Annotated in this window: 18 protein-coding genes; 9 read left to right on the top strand and 9 right to left on the bottom strand. The window is 59.1% G+C overall.

What is annotated here, in order from left to right:
• Window positions 1-44: 44 nt before the first annotated feature.
• The 5 genes from BMS17_RS07915 to BMS17_RS07895 are packed head-to-tail and all read right to left on the bottom strand — an operon-like array spanning window position 45 to window position 5,414.
• Window positions 45-1,082 (bottom strand): AbrB family transcriptional regulator, encoded by a 1,038-nt coding sequence (locus BMS17_RS07915; protein WP_046029486.1) that lies wholly within the window; start codon window positions 1,080-1,082, stop codon window positions 45-47.
• A complete protein-coding gene (locus BMS17_RS07910; protein WP_046029488.1) occupies window positions 1,075-2,589 on the bottom strand; it encodes a tripartite tricarboxylate transporter permease in 1,515 nt (504 codons plus the stop codon). Before BMS17_RS07910 ends, BMS17_RS07915 begins: the two co-directional genes overlap by 8 nt.
• A gap of 1 nt (window position 2,590) precedes the next feature.
• On the bottom strand, window positions 2,591-3,049 hold the full coding sequence (locus BMS17_RS07905) for a tripartite tricarboxylate transporter TctB family protein (protein WP_077430736.1): 459 nt from the start codon (window positions 3,047-3,049) through the stop codon (window positions 2,591-2,593).
• A 58-nt stretch (window positions 3,050-3,107) separates the two neighbouring features.
• Window positions 3,108-4,085: a tripartite tricarboxylate transporter substrate binding protein gene (locus BMS17_RS07900; RefSeq protein WP_046029492.1), complete on the bottom strand. Its 978-nt coding sequence runs from the start codon at window positions 4,083-4,085 to the stop codon at window positions 3,108-3,110.
• Window positions 4,086-4,124: 39 nt separating this feature from the next.
• Window positions 4,125-5,414: an OprD family porin gene (locus tag BMS17_RS07895; RefSeq protein WP_077430735.1), complete on the bottom strand. Its 1,290-nt coding sequence runs from the start codon at window positions 5,412-5,414 to the stop codon at window positions 4,125-4,127.
• A 237-nt stretch (window positions 5,415-5,651) separates the two neighbouring features.
• Between BMS17_RS07895 and BMS17_RS07890 the strand changes: the two genes are divergently transcribed.
• Complete coding sequence (locus tag BMS17_RS07890; RefSeq protein ID WP_007944085.1) at window positions 5,652-6,323, top strand: response regulator; 672 nt, start codon at window positions 5,652-5,654, stop codon at window positions 6,321-6,323.
• Entirely contained in the window at window positions 6,316-7,704 is a 1,389-nt protein-coding gene (locus BMS17_RS07885) for a sensor histidine kinase (protein ID WP_046029498.1), read from the top strand. Before BMS17_RS07890 ends, BMS17_RS07885 begins: the two co-directional genes overlap by 8 nt.
• 56 nt (window positions 7,705-7,760) lie before the next feature.
• On the opposite strand, the gene BMS17_RS07880 is transcribed toward BMS17_RS07885, so the two are convergent.
• Window positions 7,761-8,582, bottom strand: a complete 822-nt coding sequence (locus BMS17_RS07880) for an HDOD domain-containing protein (RefSeq protein ID WP_046029500.1) — start codon at window positions 8,580-8,582, stop codon at window positions 7,761-7,763.
• A 35-nt stretch (window positions 8,583-8,617) separates the two neighbouring features.
• Entirely contained in the window at window positions 8,618-9,559 is a 942-nt protein-coding gene (locus tag BMS17_RS07875; protein WP_077430734.1) for a folate-binding protein YgfZ, read from the bottom strand.
• A gap of 148 nt (window positions 9,560-9,707) precedes the next feature.
• Here BMS17_RS07875 and BMS17_RS07870 point away from each other — a divergent pair, with 148 nt between their 5' ends.
• Both BMS17_RS07870 and BMS17_RS07865 read left to right on the top strand, forming a co-directional pair.
• Window positions 9,708-9,962, top strand: a complete 255-nt coding sequence (locus BMS17_RS07870) for a succinate dehydrogenase assembly factor 2 (RefSeq protein ID WP_077430733.1) — start codon at window positions 9,708-9,710, stop codon at window positions 9,960-9,962.
• Window positions 9,946-10,398 (top strand): protein YgfX, encoded by a 453-nt coding sequence (locus BMS17_RS07865; protein WP_077430732.1) that lies wholly within the window; start codon window positions 9,946-9,948, stop codon window positions 10,396-10,398. Before BMS17_RS07870 ends, BMS17_RS07865 begins: the two co-directional genes overlap by 17 nt.
• Here BMS17_RS07865 and nadB read toward each other — a convergent pair.
• The gene (nadB, locus tag BMS17_RS07860; RefSeq protein WP_077430731.1) at window positions 10,367-11,983 is read right to left on the bottom strand and encodes an L-aspartate oxidase; all 1,617 of its coding nucleotides are present in this window, start codon (window positions 11,981-11,983) and stop codon (window positions 10,367-10,369) included. The genes BMS17_RS07865 and nadB overlap by 32 nt on opposite strands.
• A gap of 561 nt (window positions 11,984-12,544) precedes the next feature.
• Here nadB and rpoE point away from each other — a divergent pair.
• The 4 genes from rpoE to BMS17_RS07840 all read left to right on the top strand — a co-directional run bounded on the left by rpoE (window position 12,545) and on the right by BMS17_RS07840 (window position 16,316).
• Entirely contained in the window at window positions 12,545-13,126 is a 582-nt protein-coding gene (gene rpoE / locus BMS17_RS07855) for an RNA polymerase sigma factor RpoE (RefSeq protein WP_007944079.1), read from the top strand.
• Window positions 13,127-13,156: 30 nt separating this feature from the next.
• A complete protein-coding gene (locus BMS17_RS07850; protein WP_046029509.1) occupies window positions 13,157-13,744 on the top strand; it encodes a sigma-E factor negative regulatory protein in 588 nt (195 codons plus the stop codon).
• Between the two features lie 8 nt (window positions 13,745-13,752).
• Entirely contained in the window at window positions 13,753-14,709 is a 957-nt protein-coding gene (locus BMS17_RS07845) for a MucB/RseB C-terminal domain-containing protein (protein ID WP_046029511.1), read from the top strand.
• A gap of 182 nt (window positions 14,710-14,891) precedes the next feature.
• Window positions 14,892-16,316, top strand: a complete 1,425-nt coding sequence (locus tag BMS17_RS07840; RefSeq protein WP_077430730.1) for a DegQ family serine endoprotease — start codon at window positions 14,892-14,894, stop codon at window positions 16,314-16,316.
• A 70-nt stretch (window positions 16,317-16,386) separates the two neighbouring features.
• Here BMS17_RS07840 and BMS17_RS07835 read toward each other — a convergent pair whose 3' ends face one another.
• A complete protein-coding gene (locus BMS17_RS07835) occupies window positions 16,387-17,820 on the bottom strand; it encodes a M48 family metalloprotease (protein ID WP_046029514.1) in 1,434 nt (477 codons plus the stop codon).
• 98 nt (window positions 17,821-17,918) lie between these two features.
• Here BMS17_RS07835 and BMS17_RS07830 point away from each other — a divergent pair, with 98 nt between their 5' ends.
• On the top strand, window positions 17,919-18,158 hold the full coding sequence (locus BMS17_RS07830; RefSeq protein WP_046029515.1) for a sulfurtransferase TusA family protein: 240 nt from the start codon (window positions 17,919-17,921) through the stop codon (window positions 18,156-18,158).
• Window positions 18,159-18,175: the final 17 nt, after the last annotated feature.

Below are 18,175 nucleotides of genomic sequence, written 5' to 3'. Positions count from 1 at the left end.
GAGATGGTAGCAAACTCTTTCCTGGCGGGTATCACAAGCCTCCGCTAAGGCATGCTCTCGCGGTTCCAGTATTTGAACAACGGCTCGGCCAGAAACAACACAAACAACAACCGCATCACCTGCATCGCCGTTACCAGCGGTACTGACAATTGCAGGGTCTCCGCCGTCAGGCTCATCTCCGCGATCCCGCCGGGCATCATGCCCAACGTCAATGAACGCAGATCCAGATGAGTCAACGCACTCAACCCCAAGGCAGCCGCCGTGGCAATCAACATGGTCAGCACTGTGCCGATCAAGGTTCGGCCCATGAAGGAAGGCGCGCGCCGGAAAAACTGACGGTTGAAGTGACAACCCAGGCCGCTGCCAATCAGCCATTGGCCGATCTGGCTGCCGCCGTGTGGCAAACCGATATGCAGATCCCAACCGATGCTCACCGCCGCACTCACCAGCAACGGCCCGAACAACCATGGGTTGGGTTGACGCAAGCGCTCCCAGAGCCACGCCGCCAGGGCGCCTGCCGGGAATAAAAAGGCCAGCCACCGCCAGTCGACGGCCGTTGCGTGCAACACCGGCGCGCCGTCACCCAGCAAGTATTTGAAGGCTGCCGGTACGCACAGCACCACCACCAGCACCCGCAGGCTTTGCCCTGCCGCCACGCGACTGAGCACTGCGCCATTGCGCGCGCCGAGGTTGACCATCTCGCCGGAGCCGCCGGGCATGCTGGAGAAAAATGCGGTGGCGCGATCCTCACCGGTACGCCGCATCAACCATACGCCGACCACGGCTGACAGGCTGGTGACCAACGCACCGAAGAAGATCAAGCCGAAGTGACTGAGTACCTGCTCCATCACCACCGGGGTGAAGTGCAGGCCGATCCCGATTCCGACAATCCACTGGCCGCACTTGCGGCCGCCAGGGATTTCCGCCAATTGCCAGGGCGTCAGGCAGCGCACCAGGATGATCGCCAGCAACGAGCCGACCATCCAGGGCAGCGGCCAGCCGATCTGGCTGGCGAGGTAACCGCCCAGCAGACCGACCAGCGGTGTTCCCCACCAGGCTTTGAGCGGTGTTCGATCAGACATCGGCGATTGCGCGCTGAGCGGCCGAACGTTTGCGCCAGATCCGCAGCAGTGGCATCAGCAGCATGATCGCGGTCAGGACCCAGCAACCGAAGGTGATCGGGCTGGACCAGAGGATTTCCAGTGCACCGTTGGAAATCGACAGGGCGCGACGCAGGTTCTGTTCCATCAGGCCGCCGAGGATGAAGCCCAGCAGGATCGGCGACAGTGGGAAATCCAGCTTGCGCAGGATGTAGCCGAAGATACCGATGCCGATCATCAGGAACAGGTCGAACGTGGTGGCGTGCACCGCGTAGACACCGATCCCGGTGATGATTGCGATCACCGGCACCAGCGCCCAGTTCGGCACGGCGAGGATGCGGGTGAAGATGCGGATCATCGGGATGTTGAGGATCACCAGCATGATGTTGGCGACGAACAACGAGGCGATCAGGCCCCAGACGATGTCGGGTTGCTGTTGGAACAGCAGCGGCCCCGGCGTGATGTTGTACAGCGACAGAGCGCCGATCATCACCGCCGTGGTGCCCGACCCCGGAACGCCGAGGGTCAGCATTGGCACCAGAGCGCCGCATGCTGCGCCACCGATGGCGGTTTCCGGTGCCGCGAGGCCACGCATATCACCCTGGCCAAACGTGCCTTTGGCCCCGGCGATGCGTTTCTCGGTCATGTAGGCCACGGCGCTGGCCAAGGTTGCGCCGGCACCCGGCAACACACCCATGATGAAGCCCAGAACGCCGCAACGCAGGTTCACCACGAACACTGCCGAGGCTTCCTTGAAGTTGAACATCATGCGGCCGGTGGCTTTCACAGCTTCCTGGCCATGATGGGTTTTTTCCAGCAGCAGGAGGATTTCGCTGATAGAGAACAGCCCCAACACCAACACCACGAATTGAATGCCGTCAGTCAGGTGGATGTTGTCCCCGGTGAACCGGTACACGCCGCTGTTGGCATCGATACCGACGCTCGACAGAAACAGACCGATCAACGCAGCGATAAAGGTTTTCAGCGGTCGGTCACCGGCCATGCCACCCAGGCAGACAATGGCGAATACCATCAACACGAAGTATTCCGCCGGGCCAAAGGCAATCGCCCATTTCGCCAGCAGCGGGGCGAACAGCACCATGCCGCAGGTGGCGATGAACGCACCGATGAACGAGCTCCACGCGGACAACGACAGTGCGACACCGGCCAGGCCTTTGCGGGCCATCGGGTAGCCGTCGAGGGTGGTCATGACGGTAGAGGCTTCGCCGGGAATGTTCAGCAGGATCGAGCTGATCCGCCCGCCGTATTCGCAGCCCAGGTAAACCGCCGCCAGCAGGATCAGTGCCGATTCCGGTGGCAGGCCGAGGGCGAATGCGATCGGGATCAACAACGCCACGCCGTTGATCGGACCCAGGCCCGGCAACAAGCCAACGACGGTGCCGATCAGGGTGCCGCACAGGGCAGTCACCAGGTTGTACGGGCTCAGCGCAACGCCGAAACCCTGACCCAAATAGCCAAGAGTATCCATATCAGTTCTCCAGAACGTCGAGCACGCCAAGCGGCAGCGGCACGTCCATCAACTTGTCGAACAGCAGATAAAGGCCGACGGCCATTAGCGTGATGATCACGATGCTGGGCAACCAGCGGCCGCCGTACAGGCGCGCCATCGGGATACCGATCAAGGTGCTGGCGACAATGAAACCCAGGGGTTCGAAGGTGCCGGCGAATACCAACAGCAACACGACGCAGATACCGATTTTGGTCAAGGTTTCGCGGTCCATCGGTGGTGCATCGTCGTCATGTTTGATCGGCGCCGGACGAAATACCATGTACAGCAGCGCCAGGCCCATCAGCCCGAGCATCAACAGTGGAAAGGCCCGAGGCCCCACCGGTTCGTAGGAAAATGCCGCTTGATACGGCCACGCCATCAGCGCCAGGCCAGCGCAGGCCAGCAACAGCACCGCAGCAAAAATGCGTTGTAAGAGCATGGGAAACTCCTGTGCCGCGACCCCGCGAAACGGGGCCGCAGCCGCTAGACAGAGGCGATCACTGGATCAGGCCGAACTCTTTGGCCAGCACTTTGTAGTCCGCAACCTGCTTCTTCACGTAGGTGTCCAGCTCCGGGCCGGTCATGGCGAACGGGAACAGTTCACGCTGATCGCGCAGCTTGGCGAAGTCTTCGGAAGCCAGGAGCTTGTCGAAGGCAGCTTTCCACCAGGCGTAGTCTTCGTCGCTGACTTTCGGCCCGAGGTAGAAGCCGCGAACCACTGGCCAGACAATGTCGTAGCCTTGTTCTTTGGCGGTCGGGATGTCTTTCATTTCCGGCTCGTCCAGACGCTTTTCGGCGAACACGGCCAGCAGGCGCATGTCGCCGCTCTGGATGTGCGGCATGGAGTCGGAGATGTCGGTGCTGCCGACCTGGATGTGGCCGCCGAGCAGGGCGGTGGCGATTTCACCGCCGCCTTCGAGCGCCACGTAACGCAGGTCACGCGGGTTGATCCCGGCGGCCTTGGCGATCAGTGCGGTTTGCATCCAGTCCTGGCTGCCGACGGTGCCGCCGGAACCGATCACCACTTTGCTCGGATCTTTTTTCAGCGCCTGAACGAGGTCGTCCAGAGTCTTGTAAGGCGAATCGCTTTTAACCGCGATGGCGCCGTAACTGGTGCCTACGGCGGCGAGCCAGCGCACGTTGGTTTCATCGAAACGCCCGAACTTGCCTTGGGCCAGGTTCAACAATGAACCGCTGGACCACGCCACCAGCGTGCCGGCATCGGCGGGACGCTGGGCGACCACCGCGTTGTACGCTACCGCGCCGACACCGCCGGGCATGTAGGTCACGCGCATCGGTTTGGTCAGCAGCTTTTCGTTGACCAGCGCGCTCTGCGCCAGTTTGCACGTGAGGTCGAAACCACCGCCCGGCGAGGCCGGGGCGATGCATTCCGGGCGCTTGGGTTCGGCCATCAATTGACCGGCAAACAGCATGCAACTGGCGGCGAGAGCAACTTTACGCATTGATAGGTTCATTCAAGTCTCCTTGGGAGTTGTTGTTATGGACGTGCTGAATTACCAAAGGGCAACGCTATAGCTCACCAGCAGACGCACTTCGTCGGCATCGCGAGCGGAGTAGTTGGAGCGGTAGGTGGCATTACGCAGGCGCACGGCGACATCCTTGAGAGCGCCGCTTTGTACTACATATTTAATCTCGGAGTTGCGTTCCCACTCTTTGCCTTCGTCACCGTTCTTGAGCTTGATGTTGTCACCGCTCACGTAACGGCTCATGAAGGTCAGGCCGGGAATGCCGAGCCTGACGAAGTCGAAGTCATAACGTGCTTGCCAGGAGCGTTCTTCGGCACCGGCAAAGTCGTTGATCTGTACAAAGTTGACCAGGTAAGGGTCGGCGCCATCGACATAAGGGAACGCGCTGTCACCGGACATGTGCTGATAACCGGCGCTGAACTTGTGCCCACTCAAGGCGTAGCTCACCAGGCCATTGAGGGAGGTGTTGTCGATCTTGCCGCCACGGGCTTCGCCGTCATCATCACTGATGGCCAGGCGCAGGTCGGTGCCAAAAGTGCCGGGGCCGAATTTTTCCGAGGCCACCATGCCGAGGAAGTGCTGGCTGTAGACGTTATCGAGTTGCGCGAAGTAGTAACTGCCGGTGATGTTGTCGGTGAACTTGTAGTCCACGCCGCCAAAGTCGAAGTGGTTGCCGGTGACGGTGCCGGCAAAACGGCTGTTCTTGTTGTTGAGGGCGATGTCCTGGTAGTCAGTGCTGTCGCGATCCTTGGCTTTGTCGAGACGCCCGCCGGTGAAGCTCAGGTTCTTCAGCTCTTTGGAGTTCAGCAGCCCGCCTTCAAAGGTCTGCGGCAGGATGCGCCCGTCGTTGGGCTTGAGGATCGGCATTTCCGGAATCAGGCTGCCGATTTTCAGTTCCGTGGCGGAGATTTTCACTTTGCCGGTCAGGCCCAGCTTGGAGTACTCGCCAACCGCGCGCCCGTCATCGGTCGGCAGCAGGCCGGTGCCGGTACGGTCGGGGCTCGAATCGAGCTTGATCCCCAGCATGCCCAATGCATCCACCCCGAACCCTACGGTGCCATCGGTGTAGCCCGATTGCAGATTGAGCATGAAGCCTTGTGCCCATTCGTCTCGCTTGGATTGCTGGGCGCTGGTGCCATCGCGAAAGTCGCGGTTGAAATACATGTTGCGGGTTTCAAGTGTTGCCGTACTGTCTTCGAAGAAGGCAGCCTGGCTCAACGGCGAAAAGCCGGCAAGAACGGCGGCACTGGCAAGCGCGGTGTGGCTGAAACGGGAGAGGCGGGCAGGCGCAAGAGCATGGGTCTGCAAGGACTGCATGGGTGTCGTACTCCGTTTATTGTTCTTATTTGTCGAAAACGCTTCGAGGCGTTTTTCGGATCGCTGTGTGGCAGCAGCGACGGCAGTCGAAACTGTCCGTGACTCGACTCTAACGGGCTAACCTTTCGCTAGCCTTTCAGCAGACTTTCACGGTTTTCGGGCTTCACAGCAGCGGTTGCGGCTGTAAACTCCGCGCCAAAGAATGGCGTCGACCATCCCTGAATGAGGAAAAGATCCATGCGTGTTCTGCTCGTCGAAGACCATTTGCAGTTAGCCGAAAGTGTCGCCCAGGCGCTCAAGAGCACAGGGTTGACCGTGGATGTGCTGCACGATGGCGTGGCCGCAGACCTGGCCTTGAGCAGCGAGGAGTACGCCATGGCCATTCTCGATGTCGGCCTGCCGCGCATGGATGGTTTTGAAGTGCTCGCGCGCTTGCGTTCGCGGGGGAAAAACCTGCCGGTGCTGATGTTGACCGCTCGCAGTGACGTCAAGGATCGGGTTCATGGCCTGAACCTAGGCGCTGACGATTACCTCGCCAAACCCTTTGAACTGACCGAGCTCGAAGCGCGGGTCAAAGCCCTGTTGCGCCGCAGTGTGCTGGGCGGTGAGCGTCAGCAGCGTTGCGGTGTGCTGGCCTATGACCTGGACACCCGGCGTTTCACGCTGGGCGAAGAGTTGCTGACCCTGACCTCGCGCGAACAGGCTGTCCTGGAGGCATTGATTGCCCGGCCGGGTCGGGTGATGAGCAAAGAGCAGTTGGCCTCCCAGGTGTTTGGTCTGGACGAAGAAGCCAGCCCGGACGCCATCGAAATCTATGTGCATCGCTTGCGCAAGAAACTCGATGGCCAGCCGGTCGCCATCGTGACCTTCCGTGGTCTTGGCTACTTGCTGGAAAGCCGCGATGCATAAGCCCAGCAGCCTGCGCTGGCGGTTGCTGTGGAACCTTGCGCTGTTGCTGGTGGTGTTAATGCTGGCCAGCGGCTTGAGTGCGTACTGGAATGGTCGCGAAGCGGCCGACACCGCCTATGACCGTACGTTGCTGGCGTCGGCGCGAACGATCGCGGCAGGTGTCTCCCAGCGTGATGGAACGCTTAGCGCCGACGTGCCTTACGTGGCGTTGGATACGTTTGCCTACGACAGTGCCGGGCGCATTTTTTACCTGGTCAATGACATCCACCAGAATTTGATTTCCGGTTACGAGAACCTGCCCGCGCCGCCTCCGGGAACGCCTCGCACCGATGACTACCCGGCGCTGGCACGTTTTTACAACGCCACGTATCGGGGGCAGAACGTGCGGGTGGTCAGCCTGCTCAAGCCGGTCAGCGAGCCGAACATGAATGGCATGGCGGAAATTCGTGTGGCGGAAACCGATGAGGCGCGGGTCAGCATGGCGCGCAGCCTGGCCGCCGACACGTTGCTGCGCCTTGGCATGCTGGCGATTGGTGCGCTGCTGTTGGTTTGGTTTGCGGTGAGTGCAGCGTTGCGTCCGCTGGAGCGCTTGCGCACGGCCGTGGAGGAGCGCCAGCCCGACGATTTGCGACCGTTGCCGTTGGTGGAAGTGCAGCGCGAGTTGTGGCCGCTGGTGCGCGGGCTCAATCACTTTACCGAGCGGTTGCGCGAGCAGTTTGAGCGCCAGGCCCAGTTCATCGCCGATGCCGCCCATGAGCTGCGTACGCCGCTGGCGGCGCTCAAGGCGCGCCTTGAGCTTGGCCTGCGCACGAATGAACCCGAAACCTGGCGCAGCACCCTGGAAAGCGCCGCCCAGGGCACGGATCGCCTGACTCACCTTGCCAACCAATTGCTCTCGTTGGCTCGGGTCGAAAACGGTGCCCGGGCGATTGCCGAGGGCGGTGCCCAGTTGCTGGATTTGAGTCAGTTGGCGCGCGAATTGGGCATGGCCATGGCGCCGTTGGCCCACGCGCGGGGTGTTGCCCTGGCACTGGAAGCGGACGAGCCGGTGTGGCTGCGCGGTGAGCCGACGCTGTTGAACGAGCTGCTGAGTAATCTGCTGGATAACGCCCTGGCTCATACGCCGTCGGGCGGCAATGTGATTTTGCGGGTCATGGCGCCGGCGGTGCTGGAGGTCGAAGATGATGGCCCTGGGATTCCGGTCGATGAGCGGGATCGAGTGTTCGAGCGCTTTTACCGGCGCAATCAGCAGGTGGCCGGGTCGGGGCTGGGCCTGGCGATTGTCGGCGAGATCTGCCGTGCGCATTTGGCGCAGATCAGCCTGCACGATGGTGAACCGTCAGGATTGAAGGTTCGGGTGAGTTTTATTGCAGGAGAGTGAACGCATCGTGTGTGGTGAAGGGGAGCAATGGAGGTAAGCCCCCCTCGCTATATAGGCTAGTAAAACATCGAACGCGACTCTTCCAGTTCCTTGCACATCGCCTCGTTCTGCGGATCAATCCCAAGCTTCTTGAATGAAGGCACGTTGAACGCATCGATTTTTGCGAGTGGATGGTCGGTGTCTTTGTGGCAGTACAGGCTGGCCACTTGCACCAGATCGACATAATCGACCTGCCCGGATTGACGGTTGAAGTCCAGGTACATCCCCGGCAGCTTCGCCAGCAATTCCGGAAACTCCCAGACCTTGAGCAGTTTTACGCCGATCAAAGGGTGAATGTGGTCGATCACATGGTTGAGGCTGACCGGGTCGGACAGCAGTTCATAGTGATCTTCGGCGTACGTCAAAATCGGCAACACGCCAATCTGATGCACCAGGCCGCCGAGTGCCGCCTGGTCGGGTTTGAGTTGTGTGTAACTGCGGCACAGCGCATAGCTGACCCCGGCGATTTCCAGGCTTTTGCGCCAGACATCGCGCATTTTCTGTGCGACCACCTCGGAGCGGGCGTGGAAAATCTGTTCCATCACCAGGCCGATCGCCAGATTGCTGCTGTAATTGATGCCCAGCCGAGTGATTGCGGTGTGCAGGTCGTTCACTTCCTGAGTGGCGCGCAGCAGCGGGCTGTTGACCACTTTGATCAGTCGCGCCGACAGCGCCGTATCGCGGCCAATCACTTTGCTCAGGGTGCTGACACTGATTTCCGGGTCTTCAGCGGCCTTGCGAATCTGCAGGGCCACTTCCGGTAATGTTGGCAGAACCAGGTCATCGTTATCGATGGCCTCAACCAAATCCTGTTGGACCTTTTCCGCCAGATCGCTCATTTCTTTTCTCTAGGGTGTTGCAACAAATGCTGCGGTTAGCGCTGGATTTCTAGATCGCGATCCAGTGAGTAAGGCAGGTCGAGCAAGTTCAGTGCAGGTCCTTCCAGGGCACCGAGATGAATGTCCCCGCCCTCGGCCGCTTCGGCTTGCAGCACGGCCAGGAGTTCAATGGTGTGTTCAGCATTGGCAGCCAGGACTACTTCGCCGATGGAACTGCCGTGGCTCGGGGAAAACAACGGCGTGCCAGGGGCCGGCAGTTCGCTGGCCTCCAGGGTCAGACGATACAAGCGACGCTTGAGTTTGCCCAGGTACTGCATGCGCGCGACGATTTCCTGGCCGGTGTAGCAGCCTTTCTTGAAGCTCACGCCGCCGACGGCTTGCAGATTGAGCATCTGCGGAATGAACAGCTCGCGTGTTTCTGACATCACCTGACCGATCCCTGCGCGGATCTGGCCCAGCAGCCATTGGTTCAGATTGCCTTCGGCCAACAGGGTGGACAGCTTGCCTTTGATTGCGTCGGCTTGATCGGCGGCGACCCACAGTTCAGCGCGATCCGGCGAGACGCGGATGGCGATCAGGCCTTCGTGACGCACGACACTGTCGGTGTCTGCCGGTAATTCAAGACCGAGACTGCTCAGCGCGGTATCGCCATGGTCGATCCCGAAACGGACCCAGGCGGCGCTTTCGTCGGTCAGTTTGGATTTGGAGAACACGGCGTACTTTTTCAGGTCGGCCAACTGCGGTTCCAGCAGTTCGGTGGCCATGGCCAGCACAACGCCGTCGCTTTCCAGCAGGATGCGGAAACTCGACTGCATCCGGCCTTTTTGCGTGCAGCGTGCGCCAAGGCTAGCCTGGGTATCGCTCAAGTAATTGAGGTTGCAGGTCAATTGGCCTTGCAGGAATTTACCAGCATCCACGCCGCGGACCGCGAGAACGCCTTCGTGAGACAGGGTGCAGAAAAAAGCAGAATCGGCCATGAGTCATCGCAGGGTAAAGAGTCTGGGGGACATCATAAGGTGGCGCCCTGGAAATGGGTAGTTCACAAAAGGAGGTGGTGCCCGACCAAAGCCGACTGTTCGACACTGTCCGGGGCTGTATACTTGCCGCCTATTTGAGGAGCGCTCCATGGTCGAAGATGTTGAACTGAATCGCCTCTACTGGCACAGCCGCCGCGGCATGCTTGAGTTGGACGTGTTGCTGGTGCCGTTTGTGAAAGAAGTTTATGCGCACCTCAACGAAGTAGATCGTGCCTGTTACGTCCGGCTGCTCGAATGCGAAGATCAGGACATGTTCGGCTGGTTCATGGAACGCGCCGAATCGGAAGATCCAGAGCTTCAGCGCATGGTTCGCATGATCCTGGACCGTGTCCAGCCCAAGTAATATGTTCGAATGCCGCTGGCATGCCTCTCGGCAGTTGCTGGCGGCGTATGGTGTGGCCCAGCTGTTCGCGCTGGGTTCGTTGATTCTTCTATCCATACCGGCCTGGGCCAGCCTGCTCGGCATTGCGCTGTGCGCGGCTCACGGTTTTTGGGTGTTGCCGAGACAGATCTTGCTCAAACACCCACAGGCCTTCTGCGGCTTGCGCCGGGACGCCGATGGCTGGCAGTTGTGGAGTCGGGTGGGGGGGTGGCAAGCCGTGCAGTTGCGCCCGGACAGCCTGGCGCTGCCATTGATCGTGGTGCTGCGGTTTCGCCTGCGCGGCGAACGGCGGATCAGGTCGATCTGCGTACCCCGCGACTCGCAGGCGGCGGATGTGCACCGACGCCTGCGGGTTCGCCTCACGTTCAGTCGGCGTAGGTGGGCGGCACCAGAATAGTGTCCAGGGCGACCGGGAGCATGTTGGGGTAGTCGAGGGTGTAATGCAGGCCCCGGCTTTCCTTGCGCGCCATGGCTGACTGGATCATCAGTTCTGCTACCTGAGCCAGGTTACGCAATTCGATCAAATCACGGCTGACCTTGTAGTTGCTGTAGAACTCGTCAATTTCGTCCAGCAATAGCTGCACGCGGTGCTGGGCTCGTTGCAAGCGCTTGTTGGTGCGCACGATGCCGACGTAGTCCCACATGAATCGCCGCAGTTCATCCCAGTTGTGCGCGATGATCACGTCTTCGTCGGAATCGGTCACCTGGCTCGCATCCCAGATGGGTAGGGCGGCTGGAATCGACACGTGTGGCAACTGCTCAAGAATGTCCGCTGCCGCCGAACGGGCATAAACGAAGCACTCCAGCAACGAGTTGCTGGCCATGCGGTTGGCGCCGTGCAGTCCGGTAAAACTGGTTTCGCCAATGGCATACAGCCCCGGTACGTCGGTGCGACCGTTTTGATCAACCATCACGCCGCCACAGGTGTAGTGCGCCGCTGGCACTACCGGAATCGGTTGCTTGGTGATGTCGATGGAAAACTCGAGGCAGCGTTCGTATACCGTCGGGAAGTGGGTCTTGATGAACGCTTCGGGCTTGTGGCTGATGTCCAGATAGACACAATCGACACCCAGGCGCTTCATTTCATGGTCGATGGCCCGGGCCACGATGTCCCTTGGTGCCAGTTCTGCGCGCGGGTCGAAGCGTTGCATGAAGCGATCGCCATTGGGCAGCTTCAAGTGCGCACCTTCGCCGCGCAGGGCTTCGGTGACCAAGAAGCTTTTTGCCTGCGGATGGTAAAGGCAGGTGGGGTGAAACTGGTTGAATTCCAGGTTCGCCACCCGGCAGCCAGAGCGCCAGGCCATGGCGATGCCGTCGCCGCAGGCTCCGTCGGGGTTGCTGGTATACAGGTAGACTTTGGCCGCGCCGCCGGAGGCGAGGATGACGAAGCGTGCGCCGTAGGTATCGACTTCGCCGGTCCCGCGATTGAGGACGTAGGCGCCGAGGCAGCGGTCGCCCTCAAGGCCGAGGCGTTTTTCGGTGATCAGGTCCACCGCGACCCGCTGTTCCAGCAATTCGATGTTCGGGCGTTGCCTGGCTTGGGCCAGTAGTGTTCTGAATATCGCAGCACCCGTTGCATCCGCAGCATGAATAATGCGCCGATGGCTGTGGCCACCCTCGCGGGTCAGGTGAAACTCGAAGCCGCCGTCTTCGGTGCCGGATTGTTCATCGCGGGTAAAGGGCACGCCTTGGTCGATCAACCATTGGATCGCCTCTTTACTGTGCTCGACGGTAAAACGCACAGCGTCTTCATGGCACAGGCCACCGCCGGCGTTGAGGGTGTCATCGACGTGGGACTCGACGGTATCGGAGTCATCCAGAACGGCTGCAACGCCGCCCTGGGCCCAGAATGTCGAGCCGTTGGCGAGGTCGCCTTTGCTCAGTACCGCAATGCGCAAATGACCAGGCAAGGTCAGCGCAAGGCTCAAACCGGCAGCACCGCTGCCAATGACCAGAACATCGTGTTGAAACTGTTGGCTCATTTCAGGATTCCGCTCAAAGCGACCCGGGTCGGGGTTGGCGCGAGACTGCTGTAACGGCGAGTCAGGGCGGCCACACAGCCCACTAGTATATAGAGGGGTGGGGCGGCACAATACCCGTGCGCACATGGCATTGTGAAACTACTGTGACGGGAAAAACCTGACGCTTCGTCGGATGGTTTTTTGAACGGTTCGACGACAAGACGACTGTATCGTCGATTTAACAGTATTTTTCTATTCACGGTTGCACAATGTCGGTGCCGTCTGGTTATAAATATTTGGAACTTTTGCCAAGGGCTCAAGATCAATAGACGGTTGCCTGATTCAAGGGACAGTGTCGGCTTCAGGTGCAGGATCTGCGGGTTGGATCCTTGCCGGCGAATCCGATGACAAGATTATTCGCGCAGCCGGGGAATCTCGCGCTGCGTTTTTCGTGCGTGCCGAATCAGAGCGCGCAGGAAACTTGCTTGGAGGGGGAGAACTTTTGCGAAAAGCCCGAGTCTATGTTTGCAAGTCCGGTCGTTTAGTAATGCAAGCCTCCTCCGAGCTTATCGAGGAGTGTTCATGCTAACCCAGGAAGAGGATCAGCAGCTGGTCGAGCGCGTTCAACGCGGCGACAAGCGTGCTTTCGATCTGCTAGTGCTGAAATACCAGCACAAAATTCTCGGGTTGATCGTGCGTTTCGTGCACGACACCCATGAAGCCCAGGATGTGGCACAAGAAGCCTTTATCAAGGCATACCGTGCACTTGGAAATTTTCGCGGGGACAGCGCGTTTTACACGTGGCTTTACCGCATCGCCATTAACACGGCGAAAAACTATCTGGTTTCACGCGGCCGCCGGCCGCCGGATAGCGATGTCAGTTCCGAGGATGCAGAGTTCTACGATGGCGATCATGGCCTCAAGGATCTCGAGTCGCCAGAACGCGCGTTGCTGCGGGATGAGATCGAAGGCACCGTCCATCGAACCATCCAGCAACTGCCAGAAGATTTACGTACGGCATTAACTTTACGTGAATTCGATGGTCTGAGTTACGAGGACATTGCGGCGGTCATGCAGTGTCCGGTGGGTACCGTGCGCTCCCGGATTTTCCGCGCCCGGGAGGCCATCGATAAAGCCCTGCAGCCGTTGTTGCAGGAAAACTGAGACAGCGGCGATAGCCAAGAGAGGAACGCCATGAGTCGTGAAGCCCTGCAGGAATCGCTGTCCGCAGTGATGGATAACGAAGCGGACGAACTGGAATTGCGTCGGGTACTGAATGCCTTTGACGATGTTGAAACCCGTGAAACCTGGGCTCGTTACCAAATCGCTCGGGCAGTCATGCACAAGGACTTGTTGCTTCCACGCCTGGATATCGCTGCGGCAGTATCGGCTGCATTGGCCGATGAAGCCGTGCCGGCAAAAGCTTCCCGTGGTCCTTGGCGCAGCCTGGGTCGTCTGGCAGTCGCTGCATCGGTAACACTTGCTGTGCTGGCTGGCGTTCGTTTGTACAATCAGGACGAGATCGCTGGTGTAGAACTGGCTCAGCAATCCAATCAACCGGGTCTGGCCGTTCCTCAGGTCAAGGGGCCAGCTGTATTGGCAGGCTACAATGAGAGTTCGGAAGCCACTGGCCCTATGGCCAACGGTGTATTGCAAGGTCAGCCAGGCTGGCACGATCAGCGTCTGCCAAGCTACTTGCGCCAACATGCTCAACAGGCTGCATTGAAAGGCACTGAAAGTGCGCTGCCTTATGCTCGTGCAGCAAGCCTGGAAAACCGTTAAGGAGGATCATGCGCTCCATACCTCTACTTTCGCTTCTGCTCGCAGGCTGGATTGTTGTTCCAGCCCACGCTGATGAAGCCCAGGACTGGTTGACCCGCTTGGGTCAGGCCGAGCAACAGCAAAGCTTTCACGGCACATTCGTTTACGAGCGTAACGGTAGTTTTTCTACCCATAACATCTGGCATCGCGTCCAGGATGGCAAAGTCCGAGAGCGTTTACTCCAGCTTGACGGCTCCGCACAGGAAGTCGTACGCATTGATGGGCATACTCAATGCGTTAGCGGCACCCTGATAGCAGGACTTGGGGATACTCCCAACTCCGCTGCTCGTGCACTGGATCCCCAAAAGTTAAAGAATTGGTATGACCTTGCCGTCATTGGCAAGTCGCGTGTGGCTGGGCGTGCCGCGGTGATTGTTTCACTGACGCCACGTGATCAGCACCGATACGGTTTTGAGCTTCATTTGGATAAAGAGACCGGCCTGCCGCTCAAGTCATTGCTACTCAATGACAAAGGGCAGTTGCTGGAGCGATTCCAGTTCACACAACTGGACACCGCGGAAGTGCCATCAGACCAGGATTTACAGCCCGGCGCCGAATGTAAGGCCATCACTTTTGACAGTGACAAGGCTTCCGCCGTCAAAGTCGCTCAGGTCTGGCATTCGGACTGGTTACCGCCGGGTTTCGAATTGACCAGCAGCAGTGCTCGAAAGGATCCGCAGACCAAGACCCAGGTCAATAGCCTGATGTATGACGACGGTCTGGCGCGGTTCTCGGTATTTCTCGAGCCATTGAATGGCGCAACTGTGACGGACACTCGCACACAATTGGGACCAACCGTTGCTGTATCCCGGCGCCTGACCACGCCTCAAGGCGAAATGATGGTGACGGTGGTCGGTGAGATCCCGATTGGCACAGCTGAACGGATCGCGCTCTCCATGCGCAACGATGCCACTGCAACCAAGTAGTGAGCCGATTTCGAAATGTTTGGTGAGCATTTCAAGTTGCAAACAAACCAGAATTTTTCTATAGGTCAGAGCCTCACGGCTCTGGCCTTGTTTTGTTGTTCCCGGAACAAAAATACCGGCGTATTGTTCCCGGTGTTCCTTGCTCCATATCGCTTAACCATGCTCGTCGTAACGGGAGCCGTATGTCGATACCACGCTTGAAGTCTTATCTTTCCATGTTTGCCACCGTGTTGGTCCTCGGTCAGGCAGCTGCTGTTCAAGCAGTCGAATTGCCTGATTTCACCCAGCTCGTCGAGCAGGCCTCGCCTGCCGTGGTGAATATCAGTACCACCCAGAAACTGCCGGACCGCAAAGTGTCCGGGCAAATGCCGGACCTTGAAGGCCTGCCACCAGCGCTTCGCGAGTTCTTCGAGCGGGGCATGCCTCAGCCGCGCTCCCCTCGCGGTGATCGCCAGCGTGAGGCGCAGTCTCTGGGATCGGGTTTCATCATCTCGCCTGATGGCTACATTCTGACCAACAACCATGTGATCGCCGATGCCGACGAAATCCTCGTCCGTCTGGCTGATCGCAGTGAGCTGAAGGCCAAACTGGTCGGCACTGATCCGCGCTCCGACGTGGCGCTGCTGAAAATCGAAGGCAAGGACCTTCCGGTTCTTAAACTCGGTAAATCCCAGGACCTGAAAGCCGGTCAGTGGGTTGTCGCCATCGGTTCGCCGTTTGGTTTCGACCACACCGTGACCCAAGGCATCGTCAGCGCCATCGGGCGCAGCCTGCCGAACGAGAACTATGTGCCGTTCATCCAGACTGACGTGCCGATCAACCCGGGTAACTCCGGTGGTCCGCTGTTCAACCTGAATGGCGAAGTGGTCGGGATCAACTCGCAGATCTACACCCGCTCCGGGGGCTTCATGGGTGTATCGTTCGCGATCCCTATCGATGTCGCGATGGATGTTTCCAACCAGTTGAAAGACGGCGGCAAAGTCAGCCGGGGCTGGTTGGGTGTGGTGATTCAGGAAGTGAACAAGGACCTGGCCGAGTCGTTTGGTCTAGAGAAACCGGCCGGTGCGCTGGTGGCTCAAATCCAGGACGACGGCCCGGCGGCCAAGGGTGGCCTGCAAGTCGGCGACGTCATTCTGAGCATGAACGGTCAACCGATCATCATGTCGGCCGATCTGCCACACCTGGTGGGCGCGCTGAAAGCAGGCGCCAAGGCTAATCTTGAGGTCATTCGCGAAGGCAAGCGCAAGAACGTCGAGCTGACGGTTGGTGCGATTCCTGACGAAGGCAAAGAGCTGGATTCAATGCCTAAATCGGGCGTTGAAATCAGCAGCAATCGTTTGGGTGTTTCCGTCGCCGAGCTGTCCGATGAGCAGAAGAAAACCTACGACCTCAAAGGTGGTGTGGTGATCAAGGAAGTGCAGGAAGGCCCTGCCTCGCTGATTGGCTTGCAACCGGGCGACATCATCACTCACCTGAACAACCAGGCCATCGGCTCCAGTAAGGAGTTCACCGAGATTGCCAAGGCACTGCCGAAGAACCGTTCGGTATCGATGCGGGTTCTGCGTCAAGGTCGTGCCAGCTTCATCACCTTCAAACTGGCTGAATAAACCGGTTGTCGGCTGAATAAAAAACCGCCTCGAAAGAGGCGGTTTTTTTGTGCCTGGATTTTGCTGAGCGTCAGCCCATCATGTCCTTGATCATGCGCTCCTGTTCCATCAGCTCGCGTTGACGTGCATCGATACGCGAAGAAAGCGGGAAGTTGCTGCCGGCCTTACGCTTGGCGAAATCGAGCTGTTGAATGGCCTGGCGATAGTCGCCAACCAGCGCAAAGTATTCTGCACGAGCCTGATGCAAGCCGATGATGTTGCCCGACAGGCCGCGAGTCTCCGCCACCTGATACCAAACATCCGGATCGTCCGGACGCGACTTGAGCAGGCCTTCCAGGGCCTTCTCAGCATCGGCGGTGCGGTTCTGTTTCAGTAGCAAATCGACACGTATCTGATTCAGCGGGTAGTTGCCGGGGTATTGCGTGAGCATCCGCTCGACGCGTGATTGAGCGTCGGGCAGTCGATTGTTGGTGATGTCCAAATCGACCTGCGCCAGATTGTAGATGATCTCATTCGGTGATTTTGCCAGTAGCAGCTTGAGGTTCTCCCGAGCTTCATTGAGCTGGCCACCCTTGATTTGTGCGATCGCCAAACCGTAGCGCGCGACATCGTTTTTCGGGTTTTCCTCAAGCAAGGCACGGAAGCGCTTGGCGCCCAGGCCAGGGGTTTCTTCATAAATCAACTGGACCCGCGCACGAATCAGCTGATAACGCATCGTGTCTTCAATGCCGCCCTGTGGGGCTTGTTCGGCACGGTTGCGGGTGTCGGCGATCCGCGATTCGGTAACCGGGTGAGTCAGCAGAAATTCTGGTGGCTTGGCGTCATAGCGGTATTGGCGCCCCAGGCGCTCGAACATGCTCGGCATTGAGCGTGGGTCGTAACCGGCTTTTTCCAGATTGAGGATACCGATCCGGTCGGCTTCCTGTTCATTCTGACGCGAGAAACGCCGCTGTTCCTGAATCGCCGCCGCTTGCGTACCGGCAATGGTCGCAATCCCCGCATCGCCAGCACCGGCCGCCGCAATCACGATCCCGGCCAGCAGGGCGGCCATCATCGGCACCTGCATACGCTTTTGGGCTTCAACGCCACGGGCAAAGTGGCGTTGCGACAAGTGAGCCAATTCGTGAGCCAGTACTGACGCGTATTCGCCCTCGGTCTGCGCATTGAGGAACAAGCCGCCATTGACCCCGACAATCCCGCCGGGCGCCGCGAAGGCGTTGAGCTGTGGACTGTTGATCAGGATGAACTCCAGGCGCCGGTCATTGACCTGGCTGGTTTCCACCAGTCGGTAAACGCTGGATTCGACGTAATCCTTGAGTTGTGGGTCGTTGAGCTGCGCGACCTGGCTGCGCAACAGCGCCAGCCAGGCACGGCCCAACTGATATTCCTGTTGCGGCGAGACGATGGCAGAACTGGCGTCGCCGAGTGACGGCAGGTCGTCGGCAAAGCCCGGTGAGGCGAGCAGGCAAGCGAGCGTCAGCAGGGTAGGGCGCAAAAAAGTCATGCACAAAGCCTTAGTCGACAAAGACCTTACTGTAGCCGGACACTTGGCTTGCGACCAGATATTCTAGGCAACTCAACCACCAGACCCGGAGTGAAGCAATGACTGACACAGTAGCCCATGACGCCGAACTGGACGCCAGCGGCCTGAATTGTCCATTGCCGCTGCTCAAGGCCAAGATGGAGCTCAATCGCCTGGCCAGCGGCGCGGTGCTCAAGGTCATCGCCACGGATGCAGGTTCTCAGCGCGATTTTCGCACCTTTGCCCGATTGGCCGGTCATACGCTGCTTCGCGAAGAAGATGAGGCGGGTGTTTACCGCTACTGGTTAAAAAAAGCCTGAAACCGGCTGCGTTCGTT

This window comes from Pseudomonas sp. C9 (assembly GCF_002000165.1).
Taxonomy (GTDB): domain Bacteria; phylum Pseudomonadota; class Gammaproteobacteria; order Pseudomonadales; family Pseudomonadaceae; genus Aquipseudomonas.
Note: the sequence above shows the minus strand (reverse complement) of the source record. Positions and strands in the feature narration are given on the sequence as shown.

Bases quoted from the DNA above. Each gene is read 5' to 3' on its own strand.
- BMS17_RS07915 (WP_046029486.1), bottom strand. From the start codon at position 1,082: ATGTCTGATCGAACACCGCTCAAAGCCTGGTGGGGAACACCGCTGGTC.
- BMS17_RS07910 (WP_046029488.1), bottom strand. From the start codon at position 2,589: ATGGATACTCTTGGCTATTTGGGTCAGGGTTTCGGCGTTGCGCTGAGC.
- BMS17_RS07905 (WP_077430736.1), bottom strand. From the start codon at position 3,049: ATGCTCTTACAACGCATTTTTGCTGCGGTGCTGTTGCTGGCCTGCGCT.
- BMS17_RS07900 (WP_046029492.1), bottom strand. From the start codon at position 4,085: ATGAACCTATCAATGCGTAAAGTTGCTCTCGCCGCCAGTTGCATGCTG.
- BMS17_RS07895 (WP_077430735.1), bottom strand. From the start codon at position 5,414: ATGCAGTCCTTGCAGACCCATGCTCTTGCGCCTGCCCGCCTCTCCCGT.
- BMS17_RS07890 (WP_007944085.1), top strand. From the start codon at position 5,652: ATGCGTGTTCTGCTCGTCGAAGACCATTTGCAGTTAGCCGAAAGTGTC.
- BMS17_RS07885 (WP_046029498.1), top strand. From the start codon at position 6,316: ATGCATAAGCCCAGCAGCCTGCGCTGGCGGTTGCTGTGGAACCTTGCG.
- BMS17_RS07880 (WP_046029500.1), bottom strand. From the start codon at position 8,582: ATGAGCGATCTGGCGGAAAAGGTCCAACAGGATTTGGTTGAGGCCATC.
- BMS17_RS07875 (WP_077430734.1), bottom strand. From the start codon at position 9,559: ATGGCCGATTCTGCTTTTTTCTGCACCCTGTCTCACGAAGGCGTTCTC.
- BMS17_RS07870 (WP_077430733.1), top strand. From the start codon at position 9,708: ATGGTCGAAGATGTTGAACTGAATCGCCTCTACTGGCACAGCCGCCGC.
- nadB (WP_077430731.1), bottom strand. From the start codon at position 11,983: ATGAGCCAACAGTTTCAACACGATGTTCTGGTCATTGGCAGCGGTGCT.
- rpoE (WP_007944079.1), top strand. From the start codon at position 12,545: ATGCTAACCCAGGAAGAGGATCAGCAGCTGGTCGAGCGCGTTCAACGC.
- BMS17_RS07850 (WP_046029509.1), top strand. From the start codon at position 13,157: ATGAGTCGTGAAGCCCTGCAGGAATCGCTGTCCGCAGTGATGGATAAC.
- BMS17_RS07845 (WP_046029511.1), top strand. From the start codon at position 13,753: ATGCGCTCCATACCTCTACTTTCGCTTCTGCTCGCAGGCTGGATTGTT.
- BMS17_RS07840 (WP_077430730.1), top strand. From the start codon at position 14,892: ATGTCGATACCACGCTTGAAGTCTTATCTTTCCATGTTTGCCACCGTG.
- BMS17_RS07835 (WP_046029514.1), bottom strand. From the start codon at position 17,820: ATGACTTTTTTGCGCCCTACCCTGCTGACGCTCGCTTGCCTGCTCGCC.
- BMS17_RS07830 (WP_046029515.1), top strand. From the start codon at position 17,919: ATGACTGACACAGTAGCCCATGACGCCGAACTGGACGCCAGCGGCCTG.